At 58.0% G+C, this 16,643-nt stretch carries 27 protein-coding genes; 12 read left to right on the top strand and 15 right to left on the bottom strand.

Features of this window, described 5'->3' with window-relative positions; all coding sequences use genetic code 11:
• Position 1: 1 nt before the first annotated feature.
• The 15 genes from OYT13_RS13885 to OYT13_RS13955 all read right to left on the bottom strand — a co-directional run bounded on the left by OYT13_RS13885 (position 2) and on the right by OYT13_RS13955 (position 10,125).
• Positions 2-634, bottom strand: a complete 633-nt coding sequence (locus OYT13_RS13885) for a phage head morphogenesis protein (protein ID WP_268567885.1) — start codon at positions 632-634, stop codon at positions 2-4.
• Positions 603-2,174: a DUF1073 domain-containing protein gene (locus OYT13_RS13890; RefSeq protein WP_268566415.1), complete on the bottom strand. Its 1,572-nt coding sequence runs from the start codon at positions 2,172-2,174 to the stop codon at positions 603-605. Before OYT13_RS13890 ends, OYT13_RS13885 begins: the two co-directional genes overlap by 32 nt.
• 20 nt (positions 2,175-2,194) lie before the next feature.
• Positions 2,195-3,589, bottom strand: a complete 1,395-nt coding sequence (locus tag OYT13_RS13895; RefSeq protein ID WP_268566416.1) for a PBSX family phage terminase large subunit — start codon at positions 3,587-3,589, stop codon at positions 2,195-2,197.
• Complete coding sequence (locus tag OYT13_RS13900) at positions 3,558-4,187, bottom strand: hypothetical protein (RefSeq protein ID WP_268566417.1); 630 nt, start codon at positions 4,185-4,187, stop codon at positions 3,558-3,560. Before OYT13_RS13900 ends, OYT13_RS13895 begins: the two co-directional genes overlap by 32 nt.
• 251 nt (positions 4,188-4,438) lie before the next feature.
• Positions 4,439-4,870 (bottom strand): hypothetical protein, encoded by a 432-nt coding sequence (locus tag OYT13_RS13905; RefSeq protein ID WP_268566418.1) that lies wholly within the window; start codon positions 4,868-4,870, stop codon positions 4,439-4,441.
• Between the two features lie 49 nt (positions 4,871-4,919).
• Entirely contained in the window at positions 4,920-5,465 is a 546-nt protein-coding gene (locus tag OYT13_RS13910) for a hypothetical protein (RefSeq protein ID WP_268566419.1), read from the bottom strand.
• A gap of 1 nt (position 5,466) precedes the next feature.
• The gene (locus tag OYT13_RS13915; RefSeq protein ID WP_268566420.1) at positions 5,467-5,859 is read right to left on the bottom strand and encodes a RusA family crossover junction endodeoxyribonuclease; all 393 of its coding nucleotides are present in this window, start codon (positions 5,857-5,859) and stop codon (positions 5,467-5,469) included.
• A complete protein-coding gene (gene dnaB / locus OYT13_RS13920) occupies positions 5,856-7,226 on the bottom strand; it encodes a replicative DNA helicase (protein WP_268566421.1) in 1,371 nt (456 codons plus the stop codon). Before dnaB ends, OYT13_RS13915 begins: the two co-directional genes overlap by 4 nt.
• A complete protein-coding gene (locus OYT13_RS13925) occupies positions 7,223-8,125 on the bottom strand; it encodes a hypothetical protein (protein ID WP_268566422.1) in 903 nt (300 codons plus the stop codon). Before OYT13_RS13925 ends, dnaB begins: the two co-directional genes overlap by 4 nt.
• Entirely contained in the window at positions 8,118-8,279 is a 162-nt protein-coding gene (locus OYT13_RS13930) for a hypothetical protein (protein ID WP_268566423.1), read from the bottom strand. Before OYT13_RS13930 ends, OYT13_RS13925 begins: the two co-directional genes overlap by 8 nt.
• On the bottom strand, positions 8,279-8,629 hold the full coding sequence (locus tag OYT13_RS13935) for a Ref family recombination enhancement nuclease (protein ID WP_268566424.1): 351 nt from the start codon (positions 8,627-8,629) through the stop codon (positions 8,279-8,281). Before OYT13_RS13935 ends, OYT13_RS13930 begins: the two co-directional genes overlap by 1 nt.
• The gene (locus OYT13_RS13940; RefSeq protein WP_268566425.1) at positions 8,626-9,039 is read right to left on the bottom strand and encodes a recombination protein NinB; all 414 of its coding nucleotides are present in this window, start codon (positions 9,037-9,039) and stop codon (positions 8,626-8,628) included. Before OYT13_RS13940 ends, OYT13_RS13935 begins: the two co-directional genes overlap by 4 nt.
• Before the next feature lie 83 nt (positions 9,040-9,122).
• Positions 9,123-9,311, bottom strand: a complete 189-nt coding sequence (locus tag OYT13_RS13945; protein ID WP_268566426.1) for a hypothetical protein — start codon at positions 9,309-9,311, stop codon at positions 9,123-9,125.
• Complete coding sequence (locus tag OYT13_RS13950) at positions 9,308-9,703, bottom strand: XRE family transcriptional regulator (protein ID WP_268566427.1); 396 nt, start codon at positions 9,701-9,703, stop codon at positions 9,308-9,310. The genes OYT13_RS13945 and OYT13_RS13950 overlap by 4 nt, the downstream gene beginning before the upstream one ends.
• A gap of 107 nt (positions 9,704-9,810) precedes the next feature.
• On the bottom strand, positions 9,811-10,125 hold the full coding sequence (locus OYT13_RS13955; RefSeq protein WP_327198096.1) for a transcriptional regulator: 315 nt from the start codon (positions 10,123-10,125) through the stop codon (positions 9,811-9,813).
• Between OYT13_RS13955 and OYT13_RS13960 the strand changes: the two genes are divergently transcribed.
• The 12 genes from OYT13_RS13960 (at position 10,097) to OYT13_RS14015 (ending at position 16,543) form a co-directional block, all read left to right on the top strand.
• Positions 10,097-10,828 (top strand): LexA family protein, encoded by a 732-nt coding sequence (locus tag OYT13_RS13960; RefSeq protein ID WP_268566429.1) that lies wholly within the window; start codon positions 10,097-10,099, stop codon positions 10,826-10,828. The genes OYT13_RS13955 and OYT13_RS13960 overlap by 29 nt on opposite strands.
• A gap of 18 nt (positions 10,829-10,846) precedes the next feature.
• Positions 10,847-11,179 (top strand): hypothetical protein, encoded by a 333-nt coding sequence (locus tag OYT13_RS13965; protein WP_268566430.1) that lies wholly within the window; start codon positions 10,847-10,849, stop codon positions 11,177-11,179.
• A gap of 434 nt (positions 11,180-11,613) precedes the next feature.
• Entirely contained in the window at positions 11,614-12,084 is a 471-nt protein-coding gene (locus OYT13_RS13970) for a DUF1566 domain-containing protein (RefSeq protein WP_268566431.1), read from the top strand.
• Positions 12,085-12,123: 39 nt separating this feature from the next.
• Positions 12,124-12,399 (top strand): hypothetical protein, encoded by a 276-nt coding sequence (locus OYT13_RS13975; RefSeq protein ID WP_268566432.1) that lies wholly within the window; start codon positions 12,124-12,126, stop codon positions 12,397-12,399.
• A gap of 187 nt (positions 12,400-12,586) precedes the next feature.
• Complete coding sequence (locus OYT13_RS13980) at positions 12,587-12,787, top strand: hypothetical protein (RefSeq protein ID WP_268566433.1); 201 nt, start codon at positions 12,587-12,589, stop codon at positions 12,785-12,787.
• A 69-nt stretch (positions 12,788-12,856) separates the two neighbouring features.
• Positions 12,857-13,498, top strand: a complete 642-nt coding sequence (locus OYT13_RS13985) for an ERF family protein (protein ID WP_268566434.1) — start codon at positions 12,857-12,859, stop codon at positions 13,496-13,498.
• A 25-nt stretch (positions 13,499-13,523) separates the two neighbouring features.
• Positions 13,524-14,024, top strand: a complete 501-nt coding sequence (locus OYT13_RS13990; RefSeq protein WP_268566435.1) for a siphovirus Gp157 family protein — start codon at positions 13,524-13,526, stop codon at positions 14,022-14,024.
• On the top strand, positions 14,024-14,701 hold the full coding sequence (locus tag OYT13_RS13995) for a putative quorum-sensing-regulated virulence factor (RefSeq protein WP_268566436.1): 678 nt from the start codon (positions 14,024-14,026) through the stop codon (positions 14,699-14,701). Before OYT13_RS13990 ends, OYT13_RS13995 begins: the two co-directional genes overlap by 1 nt.
• 151 nt (positions 14,702-14,852) lie before the next feature.
• Positions 14,853-15,206: a DUF1566 domain-containing protein gene (locus OYT13_RS14000; RefSeq protein ID WP_268566437.1), complete on the top strand. Its 354-nt coding sequence runs from the start codon at positions 14,853-14,855 to the stop codon at positions 15,204-15,206.
• A 30-nt stretch (positions 15,207-15,236) separates the two neighbouring features.
• Complete coding sequence (locus OYT13_RS14005; protein ID WP_268566438.1) at positions 15,237-15,686, top strand: DUF1566 domain-containing protein; 450 nt, start codon at positions 15,237-15,239, stop codon at positions 15,684-15,686.
• 30 nt (positions 15,687-15,716) lie between these two features.
• Positions 15,717-16,175 (top strand): DUF1566 domain-containing protein, encoded by a 459-nt coding sequence (locus tag OYT13_RS14010; protein WP_268566439.1) that lies wholly within the window; start codon positions 15,717-15,719, stop codon positions 16,173-16,175.
• A gap of 11 nt (positions 16,176-16,186) precedes the next feature.
• Positions 16,187-16,543 carry a four helix bundle protein gene (locus OYT13_RS14015; protein WP_268566440.1) on the top strand — a complete coding sequence of 119 codons (357 nt, stop codon included), beginning with the start codon at positions 16,187-16,189 and terminating at the stop codon, positions 16,541-16,543.
• The last annotated feature ends 100 nt before the right edge of the window (positions 16,544-16,643 follow it).

Here is a 16,643-nt window from a genome sequence, read left to right on the forward strand (position 1 = left end):
GTCAATCCTCGGGAATTACTGGTTCCGGATAGCACCGGCAGTTTGGGAACTGCCCGGCGTGGCCGGTCATCTTGTCGAGCGTCGGCGGCGAATCCCACCGGACGTATTTGCCGTTCATCTCAGCGTGCGAGTGCCGCACATCGCCGTCGCCGGCCGTGCGCCAGATGTACCCCTCGGACCCAACATGCTGCGCACGCGCCTGTGTCAGCGTCGAAGCGCTGCGTGCCACCTCGGTGCGGGCGATCAGGTCGGCGCGGCTCTTCGCCACGTCGCCGGATCGTTGGATCTCTGCCGAGATTTCGCGCGCGCGCGTACCGTCTTCAAGACCCTCGATAGTCAGGCGATGCACGCGCTGCGCGGCGTCGAGGGGGATCGACTTGATCAATGTCACCTGCTCGGCCATCAGCGCTTGCATGGCCTCGCCGGTCGGCGCGGTACGCAGCTCAACCTTGAGCGCGCGGGACATTTCTTCCGCATGTTCGGCCCACGCCTGCGCGTCCCGACGGTTCACGTCTTCGAGCATCGTGGCGGCGGTGCGCTCTGCCCAAGGCGTCAGGGCTTCGGCGTACCGCCTCAACAGTTGCTCGATCGTCGGGGCGTGCTCAGGATCGCCAGCCGGAAAGCCATTTACCAAATCGCCCACCTGCTTGGCGATCTTTCGTAGCCGGGTTCGGTACCGTCCCTCGGCCGCCCTTGCCTTCACCGGATTCCGGCGGCTCTTGCGAGTTCGGTCCTGCGTTCGGGTCCGCTGCATCGTCGGGTAGGTTCCGTTCGGCGGCCGGCGGTGGTTCGTCGTCGGCGTCTTCGATCTGCTCGTCCGTAATGCTCGTGCCGACGCCTGTAGTGTGGGCCGACGCGCGGATTTCCTTCATGCCGCCGGCCTGCGTCATAAGGCCGGCATCCACGGCGTCGACCACAGCGCCGATAACCTTGCCGGCCGTATCGGCCTTTTCCGGCGCAGTCATCTGCCACAGCGGGCGGAATTCCCACGAGAAACCGTCGGGAGGTTCGACACCTAGTTCCGAGCGGATCAGCACATCGAGCAGACGCGTAATCGGGTTGCGCAGCTTCCGCTCTTGCTGCTGGGCGATACCGTCGTAGTAGTTGCGCAGGTCGGATTCGCCCGTGGCGCTGAGCCCGGCGGGCGACTGACCGAAAAGGCGAACGAGCGGGATCTGCGTCGCGCCGGACAACTGCTGCCCGAACTGCAGCAGCACGTTGTCGAGTCCGCTGAAGCTGTACTGGTCGACCTGCAAGTCGTCTTTCGCGTCGATGAGAGAAATCCCCTCATTCGACTGAAAGCGGCGAATCATGTCGACGTTCTTGATCAGCCCTTCCATCGCCGGGCCGCCTGCCGCGATGATTTCACGCAGCCCTTCGACCTTCAGCGTGCGCAAGTGGGCCTTGTAGACCAACTGCGCCGCGCCGGCCGTCGTGCTGTCGAACGCCACTAGGCGGTCGATAAGGCGCTCGATGACGGACTGGCCCCACAGGTTCTCGGCGATCTTCTGCCAGTACGGCAACTCGACGCCGTCCATGCGAAGCACGCGGCTGTAGTGGATACGCTGGCGCGTGAGCGCCATGCTGTCGGCCACCACGCTGTAGTACTTCGGCATGCCCATGTCAGGGCCCAGCTCAGTCACTAGGTCCGTGAGCGACGGCTGCACCAGCCAGCGGTCAAGCACATACAGCCCCTTGAACTGTCCTGGCGCGATGCGGTCGGGACGCAGCGGCGTGCTCACGTTCTGACCGTCAATCAACATCACGGCAATCGCGCCGCCATACAGGCGCGACCACTTGCCGGTTTCGTTCAGACGGTCCCACAGGGACATGCGCTCGATCGCGTTGTTCAGCTTGTCCTTGTCGTCGGGATCAAGCTGAGAACCGATCTCGATGCCTGCGCGCGTCATGTCGTCGGCGACGGTGTCCACCATCGCGCCGACGATCCACGAGGACCGATACATTGCCTCGAGCTGCACGCGGTTGCGCGAGATGAAGTCGAAGCCGTACGAGTACTGCGACGCCTGGTTATTCGTGCCCAGCCCAACACGGGCCTCGAAGTTCTGGAACGAGTCACCGGATGCCCAACGCTTTCCGCTTTGGGCCTGTTGGATGGCGCGCACAGGCACGGCCGCGACAGGCGCGCGAGCCAGTTTTCGGTCCTTTCGTTTCATGGGGCCAGAAATTCCGTTGTCTATCCGGCCAACTTGGCCCACATATCAATGGCGTCCGTACCAGGCGAGAAGCACATTACGAAGGCGTCGGCCAAGTTTGGCGACGGCACCTCGCGCTTCGCGAGGTCCTTCTTGCTCTCTACCTTCACACGTCCGTTTTGGTCGTAGTCGCGCTTAGGCGTAGATAGTTCGTCTATCAAGCGCTCAAGGTGTGGCGTATCACTGGAGATGCTGATTAGCTCATCAGGCTCGAAGTGCTCGCCGCGGCGTACCGCATTGAATGTGTTGCGGAATCGGTCCGCCACCATCCACCACGTCTGGGCCTTCAGGTTGGCGAACATGTCCTTGTTGGTCACGTTCGGCTGGTACTTTCGGTCAGGATCCCATACAGCCGAACCTGCGTTGAATTTCTCGTAGGTGATCATGAGGTTTTCGCCTTCAGTGCGACGCGCGGCGTTCACTTCTGCAAACTTCGCGCCGGCACTAGCCCCAACCCCGATCGAGTCGTAGGTAATGCTGGCCCCTCTATCCTTGGCTGCTGCATAAGCCCGCGAACAGCTTTGCAGTAGCTCGTCCTCGCCGGCCTTCCACTCGTCAGCCCAACTCACGACAGAGCCGTGTGCAAAGACATTCGCACACTTGTCGGACCCGCTATCGGCGATGTCGAAGCCCAGGCGCTTCCGGCCAGAAGGCTCAAATCCAAGAGCCTCGTGGGCATCTATCGCGGCCATGATCCACGACCGCTTAATGACGGTTCCCTCGTCGTCGTCCTTCGGCACGCCGAGGTAGATATGCTCGAACTCAGCGTAGTCCTCATCCTTCGCAGCACTGATTACATCCAGCATCGTTTTCGACAGGAACGGGTTCTCGTCGAAGTTGATGCGCTTGACGACAGTTTTGCGCGGCGGGTTCAGGACGAACCGCTTGTAGACGAAGTCGGTCGCTAATCGCGGATTGAAGATCACCCATATCTGCGAACCAGCCTTACGGATGGTAGCTTCCAAGGTCTTCCATTGCGTCTCTGTCAGGTTGTGCGCTTCCTCAATCCAGAGGATGTCAACACCCTCAAGCGACTTGATTTCGTCGATTGAGCGCCACAGACCGTAAAACATGAACTCACTGCCACTCTTTCGCCCGATGATCTTGTTGTCCAGCACGCGGAAATGATCACGCAAGCCGAACCGCTCGATCTGGTGTTTGAGCAGCGTGTAGACCGACTCCTCGATCTTGTTCTGAAACTGCCGCACACAGAGCACGCGCAGCTTGTAGTTATGCGCCAGGAACGTCGCAAATCCTGCGGCATCCCAAGATTTCGATGAGGCCCGGCCGCCATACAGCACACGGTTGCGCGCCGGCTGTTGCCAGAACTCACGCAAGGCGGGATTAAGCGTCGGCCGCTGCGTCAAGCTCTCCATAGAAATGACCAAGTCCGGATGGTGCTGGGTTGTCCGGCGGAAGCTCGGCACCGATGCCGTACGCCTCTCGCTCCAGACCCACCAGCGTCTTGAGCGTGTCCGCGAGCTGTTTCATGCTCGACACGCGGCCCGCACTCGAAATGACCTTGTTGTAAATGTCGTTGCGCCGGTCGTTGCCGCGCTCGTCTTCGCGGCGCAGAAGCTCACCCAGCTCTTCAAACAGCGCGCGGTTCTCGGTGACGACTTCCAGCTCATCGAGCAGCGACATTGCCACCCGGCGTGACCGGGCGATGTCCTGTCGGTGAGCCATCCGAATCCCGGCAATCACCTCGGCATTTGCCTCAACGATCACCCGGTCGGAAAAAGAGGTTTCCGTGGAAACTCGACTGGAAACTTCGCGCTTGGAAACTAGAGCGTCAGCCTTGTCCTGTATGCGCTTGGCGAGATTTCGTTCCCATCCATCGCCCTTCGCCCGCTTGTTGATTGCGGTGTGGGAAATACCCTGAGCGACGGCGATCTCGCGAACCGACAACACGCCGGCCCGGTAATCCGCTTCGATGCGCTCCCAGTCCGGCGCCGCCTTCTTTGCTTGCGCCATGATTGATCCGATGAAGTGATGCACGCGCTCCCGCCGCCATTCCCCCACAAGGAGGTATGGGGAGCGACACGTAGCGCGCTGCCGGGGTTATTCGAGAAAGAGTCGGGCACTAGCCGGCTGGCCCGGGCAGTGGCGCGGATGTTTGGTCTATGCCCTGTCGGACGAAGCGACCGATGCACGCCGATCTGCGCGGAAATGGAAAAAGCCCGCTCAATGGCGGGCTTCTATTTCTCCGGCGCGAGCGCAGCCCCTTAGGCTGCGGTCTCGGCAAGTTCGGCCGGAATCAAATTGTCCTGGTCAGTATATGGTGAGTTTTCTCGGTTTACAAGTTTTTCGGTATCTATTTTCTCTAGGTGCTGGCGCATCATATTTTTCGCGCGCGCAAGTTCGAGGTCAAAGATGCTCGTCGGCCTCTGGCGGATTCCCAGCCTGCGGCAAATCAGCTCAACCGGAAGGTTCGTGATGTACAGCGCCTTAAGCAACCGCTGGTGCAGCACGCCAAGGCGACGCCATGCACGCGTGACACGCTCTGCATCTGCCTCGTCATACACAACCATGGGCGTGCTCTGTCGGCCGTTCGCGATGACGTCGGCCAGCTTCGCCCAGGGCGCGCAGTAACCCGGCCGAGGGCCGCCCACCCTGTTCGCTTTACCCCAGTTATCCAGTCGCTCGTCTAGCGTCATCAGTGCCACCCTATTCAGTTGATGATTTGAATTCTTCTTTGCGTGCCGATCAAGGACTGCCAAACAACGCAGCAACCGTATGGTCGCGATGTACGGGGAAAGCTCCCGCAGTCGCCACGCTATAGATCACCCGCGCCTCGTTGAACGAGACGGCTCGTTTGCGTTTTGGCTTCCTTTTCGCCGAGGCCTTTGTCGCCGCTTTACCTGCCCGCCATTCTTCAAGCGTCATATCCGGACCGCCCCCGTAGGCATAGACGTGGCTGGCACCACGACCGTAGTCAACAATCCGAATCTCGCCGTCGGCGTGCAGCGCGCGCATAACGCCGCGAACGTGGTCCGCCGAGAATGGCATCACACGCGTCACATCCACAACGGTCTGGTTGGGCTGCTCCTGTAGATGGCGGAGAATTCGTGTGCGCGCAGTGTCCTGTTTCTCGGGACGGTGGGCACCGACTTGCAATGCCTGGTTCGCCAGCGAGCGAGGAGAATACCCAGGATACAGCCTCGAAAGTTCGCTATGCGGCATGCCAGCCTCCCAATGACGTTTCAACTCGTCCTTGCGCTCCTGCGTCCAGATGGTTGCTTGTCGTCCCATATCACCCTCGCATCAGATATTCGACTGCCTCAGCAGCCGGATCGAAAACTGCCAGTCGAACGATCGATTTGCCTCCTTTCACAACTGGTCCACGATCTACGACGAGCACATCAACCTGAGAATCGTCATCCATTACGCCGGCATGAGTCAGCGCATCCAGGCAAGCCTTCACGCGGTTGTCGATGTCCTGCCTAGCGCGCGTAGCGGGATGTAGCCGGATATGCACCTCCAACCGCTTATCTCCAAAGGTCGGAGCACCAGCGGCCACCACAGCCACGCTGACCGCACGAATGAACCGCATGTATTCGGCCGATCGGTAATTGCGGCCTGCACCATTTCGCCAAATACGGTTTGCGCTTGGAGGCATTGGCAGTTCAAGTGAGAGGCTTTTCATCCCTCAAATCCCCGGCTGCGCTTCGTTGGCTCTGGTCGGCGCCCATACTCGCGACCGACATCTATATCCGTGAAGCGCGTGAACATTCCTTGATAGCCGAGCGCGATATGGCCGGTCTCACCGTTGCGCTGCTTGGCGATGATGATTTCGCAGACGCCCTTGTCGGGAGAGTCGGGGTTGTAGACCTCATCCCGGTAAAGGAACATGACCGTATCAGCGTCCTGCTCGATTTCCCCCGAGTCGCGCAGATCGCTCATCATTGGGCGCTTGTTGGGGCGGCTTTCCAGCCCGCGATTCAGTTGCGCCAGCACGATCACAGGCACGTCCAGTTCCTTCGCCAGCACCTTTAGACCGCGCGAGTTAGCACCGACCTGTTGTGTTCGGTTATCCCCTTCCCCACCGCCCATGAGCCCCAGGTAATCGACGATGACAAGGCCCAAGCCATGCTTGCGCTTCAGAGTGCGGCATCGGGCGCGGATTTCACCCAAGGTGCGTGCCGGCCGGTCATCGATGAAAAACTGCAAATCTTTGGCACGCTGCATTGCATGAGTCAGCTTCGGCCAGTGCTCGTCACTCATGCGGCGCGGGTCTCCCAAGATGCCCATCGGGATCCCGCCGAGAGAAGCCACCAAGCGGCGCATGAGTTGCTTTCGCGGCATCTCCATCGAGAACACCCCGACGGCCTTACCTTCTGCCACATTGCGCCCGATCCCCATCGCAAATGCCGTCTTACCCATCGATGGCCGTGCACCGACGATGATCAGATCGCCGCCGTTCATGCCACCGTCGAGCTTGTCGTCAAGCTCAGTGAAGCCTGTGGGCGTCGCGACAATCTGACCCTCGTGCTGACGGTCGAGTAGTTCGACGTACTCCGTCATCGCAGACTCGATGCCGACCATGTCGTCGCGATCATCGTTAGCCGAAAATGCCTCAAGTTGCGCATAGGCACGTTCGGCAAGTTCCGCCGCACTGGCGCCGTCGGGGTTGAATGCCATGTCCTGCAGCATCGACCCCAGGCTCGACAGGCCGCGCTTCATCGCCCGGTCACGAACGATTTCGGCATAGCGAGCGATGTTTGCGCTTCCCGGCACGTTGCGAGCAAGCTGGTCGAGATATTGCATTCCCCCGAGATCCACAGCGCGATCGCCCAAGCTCTCGAACACTGTGAACACGTCCGCAGGCCGGTTTGCACCGATCAGCTTCGTGATTTCGGAGAAGATCGCCCGATGGTCGCCGCGGTAAAAGTGCTCGGTCTTCAGCTCTCCAATCCGGTCAATGGCATCGTTGTCGAACAGTAAAGCCCCGATTACCGCCTGCTCGGACTCGATTGATTGCGGGATAGCCCGCGAAATGTCGGCAGCGCTCATGCGGCCTCCTGGTCATGGAATCGGCCTTCGCGGATCTTGGCGAAGTTCTCCGCCTTCACGATCCAGTCCAGCCCAGGTGTGAATGGCTTCCCACTTTTGCCCGTTGATCGCCCGGTCAGAAACTCCGAGTCAGCGATGTAGGCAAAGAATCGACGCCACCATTCGAGCTTCTGCCGCTTGTCGTCCTCAGCCCATCGAGTGCGAAGGTGCGCTGCCCTGGCAGGCGTCCAGTCGCGAATCAATGGGTTGGCAGGCAAAAGCTCGTGGTAGAGCGCGATGATTTGCTGGTGCGGGCAGGAAGGCTTACCAGACGTCTGTGCGTCGGTACTTTCGGACTTCGGTCGTCCGTGGGACAGGTCGTCAGCATCGCTGTCGACAAACAACCCGTCAGGGTTGTTGTTATGTTCCTGCTCTTGCTCCTGCTCCTGCTCTTGGCTTAGAAGGGGCTTCGAAGGGGCTTCACATTCGTATGTCGACCCGCGGCAAGATGACATGTGGAATGCGTCTCGATATTTCCCATAGAAGACCGCCAGATAAGGGTTCTCAGGGAGCGAGTCATATTCGTTCTGTACTCCCTTGACACGCAGATCGGCTGCTTTTAGTGACGTGCCTACCTGGTATGAGGCCATTTCATGTATCCACACCACCTCCGACGCCTCGTCATATGAGCAAAACCCTGCTTCTATGGCGCTTGATAGCCCCTTCGAAGCCCCTTCTAAGCCCATGCCGGTCTCGTGCGCAATGAACATGGTCGGCAGGTAATAAAGCCCAAGCATGTTCGCGTGCGGATTCGTCATGAGATAGAGCGCAACAAGCTGAGCCTCGACGCCATGCTTACGCAATGCCTTGCCAGTCGTGCCAATCCAAAATTGCGGGCTGACCTTGCCATACTCACGCATGGCGCGCCCCCTTCATGCCCATGACGAGCGACTGAATCAGCTTGTGGGCCTGCACCCGCTTTGCCTGAGGCGTTTTGAGTCGGCCGATGTTCTTCGACATCTGACGCTCGATGAACATGCGCTTTTCTGCTGCGTCGTTGGTCTTATCGGTCATTACGTGCTCCCGATCATCCCGGCAGCGGTCAAAGCGCCGTCAGGGACTTCCATGTCTCGTTGCTGTAGCCACTCGATGCACCAGCGCAGCAAATCCATCTGCGCGCCGTAGCGCTCCTCGAAGCGGGCCTTGTAAGGGTGGACGGCCACCGCCGTGCCGTTGTCCTGGTGATGGGCCCCACAAAGCGGCAGCACGAGCCAATGCGCCTCTGGCTTGGTTCGCCCATCAATGTGATGCACTGAAACGTAATCGTTGAAACCGCCTTCGAAGCGGCATGCGACGCAGCCAACGTGCCGGCAAAGATCGTCGTGGAAATGCTTTTGCTTGATGGTGGGAGCACGGCCTTTCATCGATCGAACTCCACGCCGAGATTGTTAGAAGCCCACGCCTGCACACGCTCCATATAGGCAGAAAACTCGCCTACTGACATCTGCGTGGTCGACTTGCGGCGCGTGATAATCTCGCCATCCGGCAATGTGACTTCGTCGCATACACCGAACATGCGCGCGAAGTACTCGTGCCAGGTGTTCTTGTCGAACTGCTTTCCGTCGACCCACGCCTGTTCAGAGACATCGCGCAGTGCGACGCCCCAATAGAACCGGTTCTGTTCCGCGTTGCGCTTCTTCTCGTCTGTCGTCACGATCAGACGAATGGGCTCGCCACGCTCGGAACAGGCAAGCGCATTCGCCTTCACGAACGCGATCAGGTTCGGGAGGACGCCTCGGCGATCAATGCGGAACTCGCGGTATAGAGCGGCCAAGACTTATCTCCAGAACATCAAGTGGGTTGGGATGGCAATAGCTAGAAGCGGGACGGATGCGACGATGAGATCGAGCATGATGGTCAGTGCTTTTCGTGCTGTTCGGATTGGATGAGCACTCGACCGGTAATGGCAAATGCATCTTTCAACGCCGGATCACGCCGTGCCTGCGCATCGAGTGATCTCTGAATCGCGGCCTGGTCAATCCCGAATAGATTCACGGCCCGCACCATCGCCTCTCGCGCTTTCTTGAGGGCTTCGTCTTCCGTCATGCCGTCCTCGCCGCGATCACCTCTTCCATGATCGTCAGCATCGCTTTGCGCATCAGGTACTGAGATACGGCGCGATTGCCTACCACTCGCTCAAAGTCATCAATCTTTTCCGCCGGCAACTCACGGCGGCGACCGCCTTTGGCGTCAACAACATCTTTCGAGAGGTAGTCAGAGACATGAGGGGCGTATAGATCGCAAAACGATGCGAGAAGGCTTTGCGTCATGCCCTTCTGCGCACGGCGCTCCCAAGCCAATCGAACTGCCTCGCGATAGCTCGAGCAGGAATCGACGTCGGATTGCGGAACAAACACCTTCGTGGGGGACGACAAATCGAGATTGATTCGATCAATCCCTTTGCTGGCGCGACTTTGTTGGTCTTCTTGTTGCTGCATTTGCGGCTCCCTGATAGGGACTTTTCATCGGATTACCGGTTGAATTACCGGTTGGCCAAAGGGCCAAATAAAAGCCGTCCAACCTTCAGACGGCTTAACAAATGAACCTACGCTGCGACTACCCCCGGATCACTTGCGGCCCCCGCGCCCTCTTGTGGAGCGCTGGGGCGCGATCGGAGGCGCTCTTTCACGACCATCCAGTTAATGTCGGGGCGCAGCTCTTCGCAAAGGACCGAGTGATCGGTAAGGCGCTCAATTTCAGGGCAATGCTCAGCCGGGACGCGCCGCCCTTCTTCTCCCCATTGACCTACGGCACTCTTGGTAACGCCAAGAGCGCTTGCCAGCTTGGTTGCGGATCCGACGATGCGAATCGCCTTGTCGAGAGGTTTTTCCATGAAGCAAAGTATAGAAATTCTGCACATGGAAAGTCAAGAATTTATTGACCTTTGGAGTAGAGATTTTCTCTACACTCGCTCGATGGACATCAGCCAATGGGTACGCGCAAGCCGCGAAGCCGCCAAACTCACGCAAGAGCAGTTGGCGGAAAAGCTAGGAAAAACGAAAAGCAATGTGTCCGGCTGGGAAAACGGACGACATGAGCCCGGGTTTGCCCAAATAAAGGAAATTGCACGGATTAGTGGCTACGCGGTCCCAATTCCTGGCTTTCAACAGCTGGCGCACTCCAACGTGGAGTTCGTGGCGCCGACGCCAAACTCTCGGAAGATTCCTGTCATAAGTTACGTTCAGGCGGGATTAATGGTCGAGGTCGTAGATCCGTTCTCCTTAGGAGGCGGTTTCGAAGTCATCGAGGTCGCCATTCCCTGCTCGCCGCGTACCTTCGGCCTGAGAATCCGGGGAAACTCGATGGAGCCGAGATTTTTCGAAGGCGATCTTGCGATCATTGACCCGGAACTACGGCCTAAGCCAGGTCAGTTTGTTGTCGCGAAAAACACCAGCGAAGAGGCGACGTTCAAGAAGTACCGCCCGCGTGGCGTAGACGTGCATGGAAACGATATCTTCGAACTCGTTCCGCTAAACGACGATTACCCAACGCTTCACAGCGAGAAAGATCATCTTCACATCATTGGGGTATGCATCGAGCGCAGAGAAAACATGCTGCGATAAAGATCAATCAGCCGATTTATGTCGACCTATATGCTGAATAACATGCGTCGCTTCGTCATGGGCGGCTTTCTTGCCCTCGCCTGCAATGCCTCATTCGCTGAGCAACTGAGCGGGAACGAGTTGATTAAGAAGTACTGCTCCAACGTATCTGCTTCGGCAGGCGGAAGCTATGCAGTCGAAGCAGAATGCCGCACTCAAGAGACTGCGGCCGCACGTGCCCTAATAAAGCTCAACCCAGAACAGCGCATCTGGAATTACTGCCAAACGCTTTCAGATGCGGCAGGCGGAAGCTACGTGGTTCTGTTGGAATGTGCGGATCAAGAGATCCGAGCTAAGGCCAGCCTTAGATAACTCAAGCCCCCCCCCACTCAAACCCGCTTCGGCGGGTTTTTTTACATCAAAATAATTAAATCTATTGAAAATAAAATTCAATAGGTACATTTTTTCAGCACAACGTACAGTTTCTCTTGACTCAAATGGTTCAGATTTTCTATACTTCAATCCAACGCAGCACATCGCTGCGCCTCCCGAACACCGGATCGCTCCTTAACAACTGAAGACGTGGCCTCCCCTCCGGGGACTCGCCACACGGCCTACATCAGGTCGTTACGTGGGACATGCACACCGCGCTGGGCCGAAGTTGGCTACCGGTGAGTGCATGACGCCCCACGAAAGAACGCAGGCGCCCCGGAGCCGGTTAGGCCGGGAGTAGCCGGGGCACTGCGTGAGCTGTATCTGAGGCGGCTTTCATCCGAGAGCCGCGCCATATACACGAGGAGATATCCATGACTGCACGAGACAGCATCACGTTTGCGATTGGTTCGGCTCAGTTGACAGTGCCGAAGCAGGAACTTCTTGAGGCGTTTATCGCCAAGACGCTTGGCACGAGCCAGCAGGTGAACAAGCAAGGTATCGCTCTGGCAGAAGGTGAAACCTACATCGGCTCGATTACCAACGCCGATGGCACTAGCCATCACATCGTTCTTCTACCGGGCGATGTCGAAAAGACGTTGGAAGAAGCCATGTGCTGGGCGGCGTCGATCGGTGGTGATCTTCCTAGCCGTGTCGAGCAAGCGTTGCTCTACGCAAACCACGCCGGAAGATTCGAGAAGCGTGCGTACTGGTCGAATCAGAAGCACGCGACTGAAGACGGCTTCGCCTGGTGTCAGTACTTCACCAGTGGTTTCCAGTACTACGGCGACTTCCAGTTCACCGAGTTGCGCGCGGTGGCCGTCCGCAGATTGTCAATTCAGTAATTCATCCATTTCTCCCAACGTCTCGCGGAGGAAAACACCATGAATGCACCTCTTCCCTGCATTGCTACGCAGGATCTCGGCGCATACGTGCGCCAACAAGATGCCGCCGACCTGTTGGTGGCTGCGCGAGAACGTGCCGCGGAATCTGCTGACGCGATCGCTGCCCTTCAGCGCCTTCTCGATGCGAACTATGGTGCGTATTGCGAATTGCAGAGTGCGCTTATCCGCCAGGACGCCAACCGCGCTGGCGAATTGCTGTCGTCTGCGTTTGAGGCCGAGATCAACGTTTTCTTGGAAGACGAGGTGCGGAATTGAATGCTGACCACTGCATCCGTTGCAGCCAAGCGGGGCATTGCTCTGCGGATTGCCCGCAGTTCAAGGTGTCGCACGGAACGTCCATCGTCTACGCAGGGTTCCTGCTTCTCGTCGCCTTTTTTTCTCTAGTTGGTGTCGCTGCTCAGTGCCTTGACGCCTTCGAATATCTGACATTCGGGAGTTTCAAATGAACGCTCGTACCTTTCCGAAGAATTTCGACTTGCTCCAGTTCGACCGCTCGATGCTGACGGATGCAGAACGCAAAGAATGCTGGCTCGCTGGACTAGCTCAGAAGTCGAAAAAAGCCCTCGGCAACAACTGGATGCTCCACAAGTCGCACGCGCCGGCCAAGGGCCTTTACAACAACGTTGGTACCCGGATGGCTTGAGGTATGACATGGACGCGCAATGGTGGGCCGAGGTCGGCCAACGTGAGGAATTCGAGCTTGGGGTAAATCATGACAACAACGAACAAGGTGTATCAGGCGATCAACAAGGTCCAGAAGGCACTTTCGGAGACCGGGATCAGCAAGGATCGTCGCAACCAGCAGCAGGGTTACCAGTTCCGAGGGATTGACGACGTGTACAACGCTCTTTCCCCGCTACTCGCCGAAAACGGGCTGTGCATTCTGCCGCGCATGCTCTCGAGATCTTGCGAGGAGCGTCAGACGGCCAAGGGTGGCGTCCTTTTCTACGTCACCGTCGAAGCCGAATTCGATTTCGTGTGTGCTGAGGATGGCAGCAAGTGCGTCGTTCGCACATACGGCGAAGCAATGGACAGCGGCGATAAAGCCACTAACAAGGCGATGAGCGCGGCATACAAATATGCTGCGTTCCAGACATTCGCTATCCCCACAGAGGGGAATCCGGACGCCGATGGAGAGACGCATACGGTCACGCCGAAAGCCCACGAAGATGGCAAGCCGCGTCTGAATTTGGACGACGCAATCGTTGCGTTGCGAGAAAGCGATTCCCTCGAAAGCCTACAAGGCGTGTTTAGGACCGCCTACAAGGCCGCTACAGCACAACAAAAGCCTGAACTTAAGAAAGTCTATGACAAGCGTAAGGCTGACCTGGAAGAAGCCTTGCAGGAAGCTTGATTGAGGAATCAGGGAGAAATCAGATATGAGTCTCAGCCTTTTCGCCATCGCCGGCGAGTACCGCGCCCAAATCGACCAACTTGAACAACTTGGGCTCGACGAGCAAACCTTTAACGACACGCTGGAATCGATCAGCGGGGACATCGAAACGAAGTCGGTCAACGTCGCCATGTTCGCGCGCAACCTCGAATCGAGCGCTGCGGCCATCGAAGAGCAGGCCAAGTTAATGATTGAGCGGGCAAAGGGCATTCGCAAGAAGAGCGAGCACGTCAAAGAATACCTGAAGGCGAACATGGAGCACGCAAAGCTCCAGAAGATCGAGTCGCCCTACTTCGTACTCTCGATCCGCAAGAACCCGCAGTCACTGGTAATCGACGATGAAAAGCAGGTTCCCCCATCGTTTCTGAAGACCCCCGAACCGCCGCCTCCCGCCCTCGACAAAGAGAAGCTGAAAGAAGCTTTGAAGGCAGGCCACGCCGTCCCCGGCGCCCATCTCGAACAGAAGACGCGCCTGGAGATCAAGTGATGTCGGCCTATATCTTCGACACCGAAACCACGAGCGCCAACGATCCTCACTTGATCGAGGCGGGCTGGCTGGCAATGAGCGATGACGTTGCCGTGCACGCACCGAGAGACGTCTTCCTTCAGCGATACAGCACTGACCAGTCGATCACCTTCGGCGCGATGGCCGTTCATCACATCTTGCCGTCCGATCTGGTTGGATCGCCGCCAAATACCGAATTCCGTTTGCCGAACGACATCAAGTACATGATTGGGCACAACGTCGACTTCGACTGGAAGGTGACTGGCTCGCTCAACGTCAAGCGAATTTGTACCCTCGCGATGGCACGTTTTCTGTGGTCGGAAGCAGATTCGCACACGCTTGGTGCTTTGAGTTACATGCTGTCGACCGATCTTGAATCAGTGCGCCTTGAACTTCGTGACGCGCACAACGCACTGGCCGACTGCTATCTCTGCGCTCGCGTTCTGTTCTCGATCATCGAGCATTGCGGCGAAGACATGAAGACATGGGAAGACGTTTATCAGTTCTCCGAACGTGCACGCATCCCGACCCGCATGCCCTTCGGCAAACACGCGGGCACGCCGATCAAGGACATCCCCTACGACTACCGCGCGTGGCTATTGCGCCAACCGGACGTAGACCCATACCTGCGCAAAGCTCTCGAGACGCAGACAGCCTGATTTCCGAGGCGCCCGGCGGCCGTAGCTGTCCACGCGATGGCGAACAGCCGGGATGATTTCCCCGTGGTTTTGGGCTGCGAGTACAGAGCCCGTCTTTTCTTCCGGCTCTCGGCTGCCATTCAATCGCCGAACTTCCCTTTAGGAGCAATCCATGACTCAGGTCGCAATCCCGCCGCTCAATGACGGCGAAACCTACCTTTGCGGCATCGTCGATGCAAACGGTGACGTCGAACATACGGTGATCGTCGCAATCAACAACAAGATCGGAACGTGGCAGTCGCAACTCGACTGGGCGAAAGAACTCGGCGCCGACCTGATGACGCGCCCCGAGCAAGCCATCGCCTTTGCCAAGATGCCGGAGCGCTTCGAGCAACGCGCGTACTGGAGCAACGAGGATGCTGGTGACGGCTTCGCCTGGTGTCAGCACTTCACCGGTGGTGACCAGTACTGCGACTTCCAGGACTACGAGTTGCGCGCGGTGGCCGTCCGCAGATTCAAAAATTAAGTCATTCACCCATTTCAACGGAGCATCGCAATGACTATCACGCTTGAGGCAATTGAGGCCAAGCACACCGAACTCGGTCAGTTGATCGAGCAATTCAAGGAACAGGCGAACGGTACCGAGATTCGTATCCATGACGCAGCGATCCCACTCGCGGTCGGAGAGCGCTTCGCCGGAATTGTGCTCAATGAAGACGGAACCCCGAGCCACTACCTGATCAAGTTGCCTGGCGAGGCCGTCGAGGTGAACTTCGCCGCGGCTCGCGATTGGGCTGCTCAACAGGGCGGCGAGTTGCCGACACGCACGGAACAGGCGTTGCTCTACGCGAATCTGAAAAGCGAATTCTCGGCGAACTGGTATTGGTCTGGCGAAGAGCGCGATGACGGCTTCGCCTGGTGTCAGCACTTCACCGGTGGTGACCAGTACTGCGACTTCCAGGACTACGAGTTGCGCGCGGTGGCCGTCCGCAGATTCAAAAATTAAGTCATTCACCCATTTCAACGGAGCATCGCAATGACTATCACGCTTGAGGCAATTGAGGCCAAGCACACCGAACTCGGTCAGTTGATCGAGCAATTCAAGGAACAGGCGAACGGTACCGAGATTCGTATCCATGACGCAGCGATCCCACTCGCGGTCGGAGAGCGCTTCGCCGGAATTGTGCTCAATGAAGACGGAACCCCGAGCCACTACCTGATCAAGTTGCCTGGCGAGGCCGTCGAGGTGAACTTCGCCGCGGCTCGCGATTGGGCTGCTCAACAGGGCGGCGAGTTGCCGACACGCACGGAACAGGCGTTGCTCTACGCGAATCTGAAAAGCGAATTCTCGGCGAACTGGTATTGGTCTGGCGAAGAGCGCGATGACGGCTTCGCCTGGTGTCAGTACCTCCTCAGTGGTGGCCAGAGCTCCGGCAGCCAGAGCAACGAGTTTCGCGCGGTGGCCGTCCGCAGATTTATTCCTTCAGTCATTTGACCATTTGATCCGTGGCCCAGCACACACAACTCCCCATTTATCGGGCGGCCTACACGTTGCTCGATAAGGTCACTGATTTGGTCAAGAACATGCCGCGTGACTTCAAGCGCTCCATCGGCGAGAAGATTAGCGCGGAGTGCATCGAGATCATGGTGCTGGTGTTCAGGGCAAATGTGGCAACGGACAAATCGCCTCACCTGACCGAACTGTTGGAGCGGCTCCAGGTGATCGAGTTGCTGTTGCGTCTCGGCATGGACAAAAGGCTCATATCCCGCCCGGCATACGCTAGTGCCGTCGAGCAGACAACCAGCATCGGCAAACAAGCCAACGGCTGGAAAAGCAGTTCCGCAAAGCGCCCGCTTCGCTAAGGTCACGGCCCACGCGACTGCGCGCTATTTTCAATCTGGTCGCGCCGCTGCCTCACGAGGGCACCGACAGGCGCATAACAGATACCGACGGCATCAGCCG

Origin of the sequence: Pandoraea sp. XJJ-1 (assembly GCF_026802345.1) — a bacterium.
Lineage (GTDB): Bacteria > Pseudomonadota > Gammaproteobacteria > Burkholderiales > Burkholderiaceae > Pandoraea > Pandoraea cepalis.

Excerpts from the sequence above, each read along its gene's own strand:
- OYT13_RS13930 (WP_268566423.1), bottom strand. The coding sequence starts at position 8,279 with ATGACCGATAAGACCAACGACGCAGCAGAAAAGCGCATGTTCATCGAG.
- OYT13_RS13890 (WP_268566415.1), bottom strand. The coding sequence starts at position 2,174 with ATGAAACGAAAGGACCGAAAACTGGCTCGCGCGCCTGTCGCGGCCGTG.
- OYT13_RS13960 (WP_268566429.1), top strand. The coding sequence starts at position 10,097 with ATGAAGCAAAGTATAGAAATTCTGCACATGGAAAGTCAAGAATTTATT.
- OYT13_RS13910 (WP_268566419.1), bottom strand. The coding sequence starts at position 5,465 with ATGGGACGACAAGCAACCATCTGGACGCAGGAGCGCAAGGACGAGTTG.
- OYT13_RS13975 (WP_268566432.1), top strand. The coding sequence starts at position 12,124 with ATGAATGCACCTCTTCCCTGCATTGCTACGCAGGATCTCGGCGCATAC.
- OYT13_RS13955 (WP_327198096.1), bottom strand. The coding sequence starts at position 10,125 with ATGTGCAGAATTTCTATACTTTGCTTCATGGAAAAACCTCTCGACAAG.
- OYT13_RS13925 (WP_268566422.1), bottom strand. The coding sequence starts at position 8,125 with ATGCGTGAGTATGGCAAGGTCAGCCCGCAATTTTGGATTGGCACGACT.
- OYT13_RS13965 (WP_268566430.1), top strand. The coding sequence starts at position 10,847 with ATGTCGACCTATATGCTGAATAACATGCGTCGCTTCGTCATGGGCGGC.
- OYT13_RS13895 (WP_268566416.1), bottom strand. The coding sequence starts at position 3,589 with ATGGAGAGCTTGACGCAGCGGCCGACGCTTAATCCCGCCTTGCGTGAG.
- OYT13_RS14000 (WP_268566437.1), top strand. The coding sequence starts at position 14,853 with ATGACTCAGGTCGCAATCCCGCCGCTCAATGACGGCGAAACCTACCTT.
- OYT13_RS13985 (WP_268566434.1), top strand. The coding sequence starts at position 12,857 with ATGACAACAACGAACAAGGTGTATCAGGCGATCAACAAGGTCCAGAAG.
- OYT13_RS14005 (WP_268566438.1), top strand. The coding sequence starts at position 15,237 with ATGACTATCACGCTTGAGGCAATTGAGGCCAAGCACACCGAACTCGGT.
- OYT13_RS13915 (WP_268566420.1), bottom strand. The coding sequence starts at position 5,859 with ATGAAAAGCCTCTCACTTGAACTGCCAATGCCTCCAAGCGCAAACCGT.
- OYT13_RS13950 (WP_268566427.1), bottom strand. The coding sequence starts at position 9,703 with ATGCAGCAACAAGAAGACCAACAAAGTCGCGCCAGCAAAGGGATTGAT.
- dnaB (WP_268566421.1), bottom strand. The coding sequence starts at position 7,226 with ATGAGCGCTGCCGACATTTCGCGGGCTATCCCGCAATCAATCGAGTCC.
- OYT13_RS13995 (WP_268566436.1), top strand. The coding sequence starts at position 14,024 with ATGTCGGCCTATATCTTCGACACCGAAACCACGAGCGCCAACGATCCT.
- OYT13_RS13990 (WP_268566435.1), top strand. The coding sequence starts at position 13,524 with ATGAGTCTCAGCCTTTTCGCCATCGCCGGCGAGTACCGCGCCCAAATC.
- OYT13_RS13935 (WP_268566424.1), bottom strand. The coding sequence starts at position 8,629 with ATGAAAGGCCGTGCTCCCACCATCAAGCAAAAGCATTTCCACGACGAT.
- OYT13_RS13905 (WP_268566418.1), bottom strand. The coding sequence starts at position 4,870 with ATGACGCTAGACGAGCGACTGGATAACTGGGGTAAAGCGAACAGGGTG.
- OYT13_RS13945 (WP_268566426.1), bottom strand. The coding sequence starts at position 9,311 with ATGACGGAAGACGAAGCCCTCAAGAAAGCGCGAGAGGCGATGGTGCGG.
- OYT13_RS14010 (WP_268566439.1), top strand. The coding sequence starts at position 15,717 with ATGACTATCACGCTTGAGGCAATTGAGGCCAAGCACACCGAACTCGGT.
- OYT13_RS13970 (WP_268566431.1), top strand. The coding sequence starts at position 11,614 with ATGACTGCACGAGACAGCATCACGTTTGCGATTGGTTCGGCTCAGTTG.
- OYT13_RS13900 (WP_268566417.1), bottom strand. The coding sequence starts at position 4,187 with ATGGCGCAAGCAAAGAAGGCGGCGCCGGACTGGGAGCGCATCGAAGCG.
- OYT13_RS13980 (WP_268566433.1), top strand. The coding sequence starts at position 12,587 with ATGAACGCTCGTACCTTTCCGAAGAATTTCGACTTGCTCCAGTTCGAC.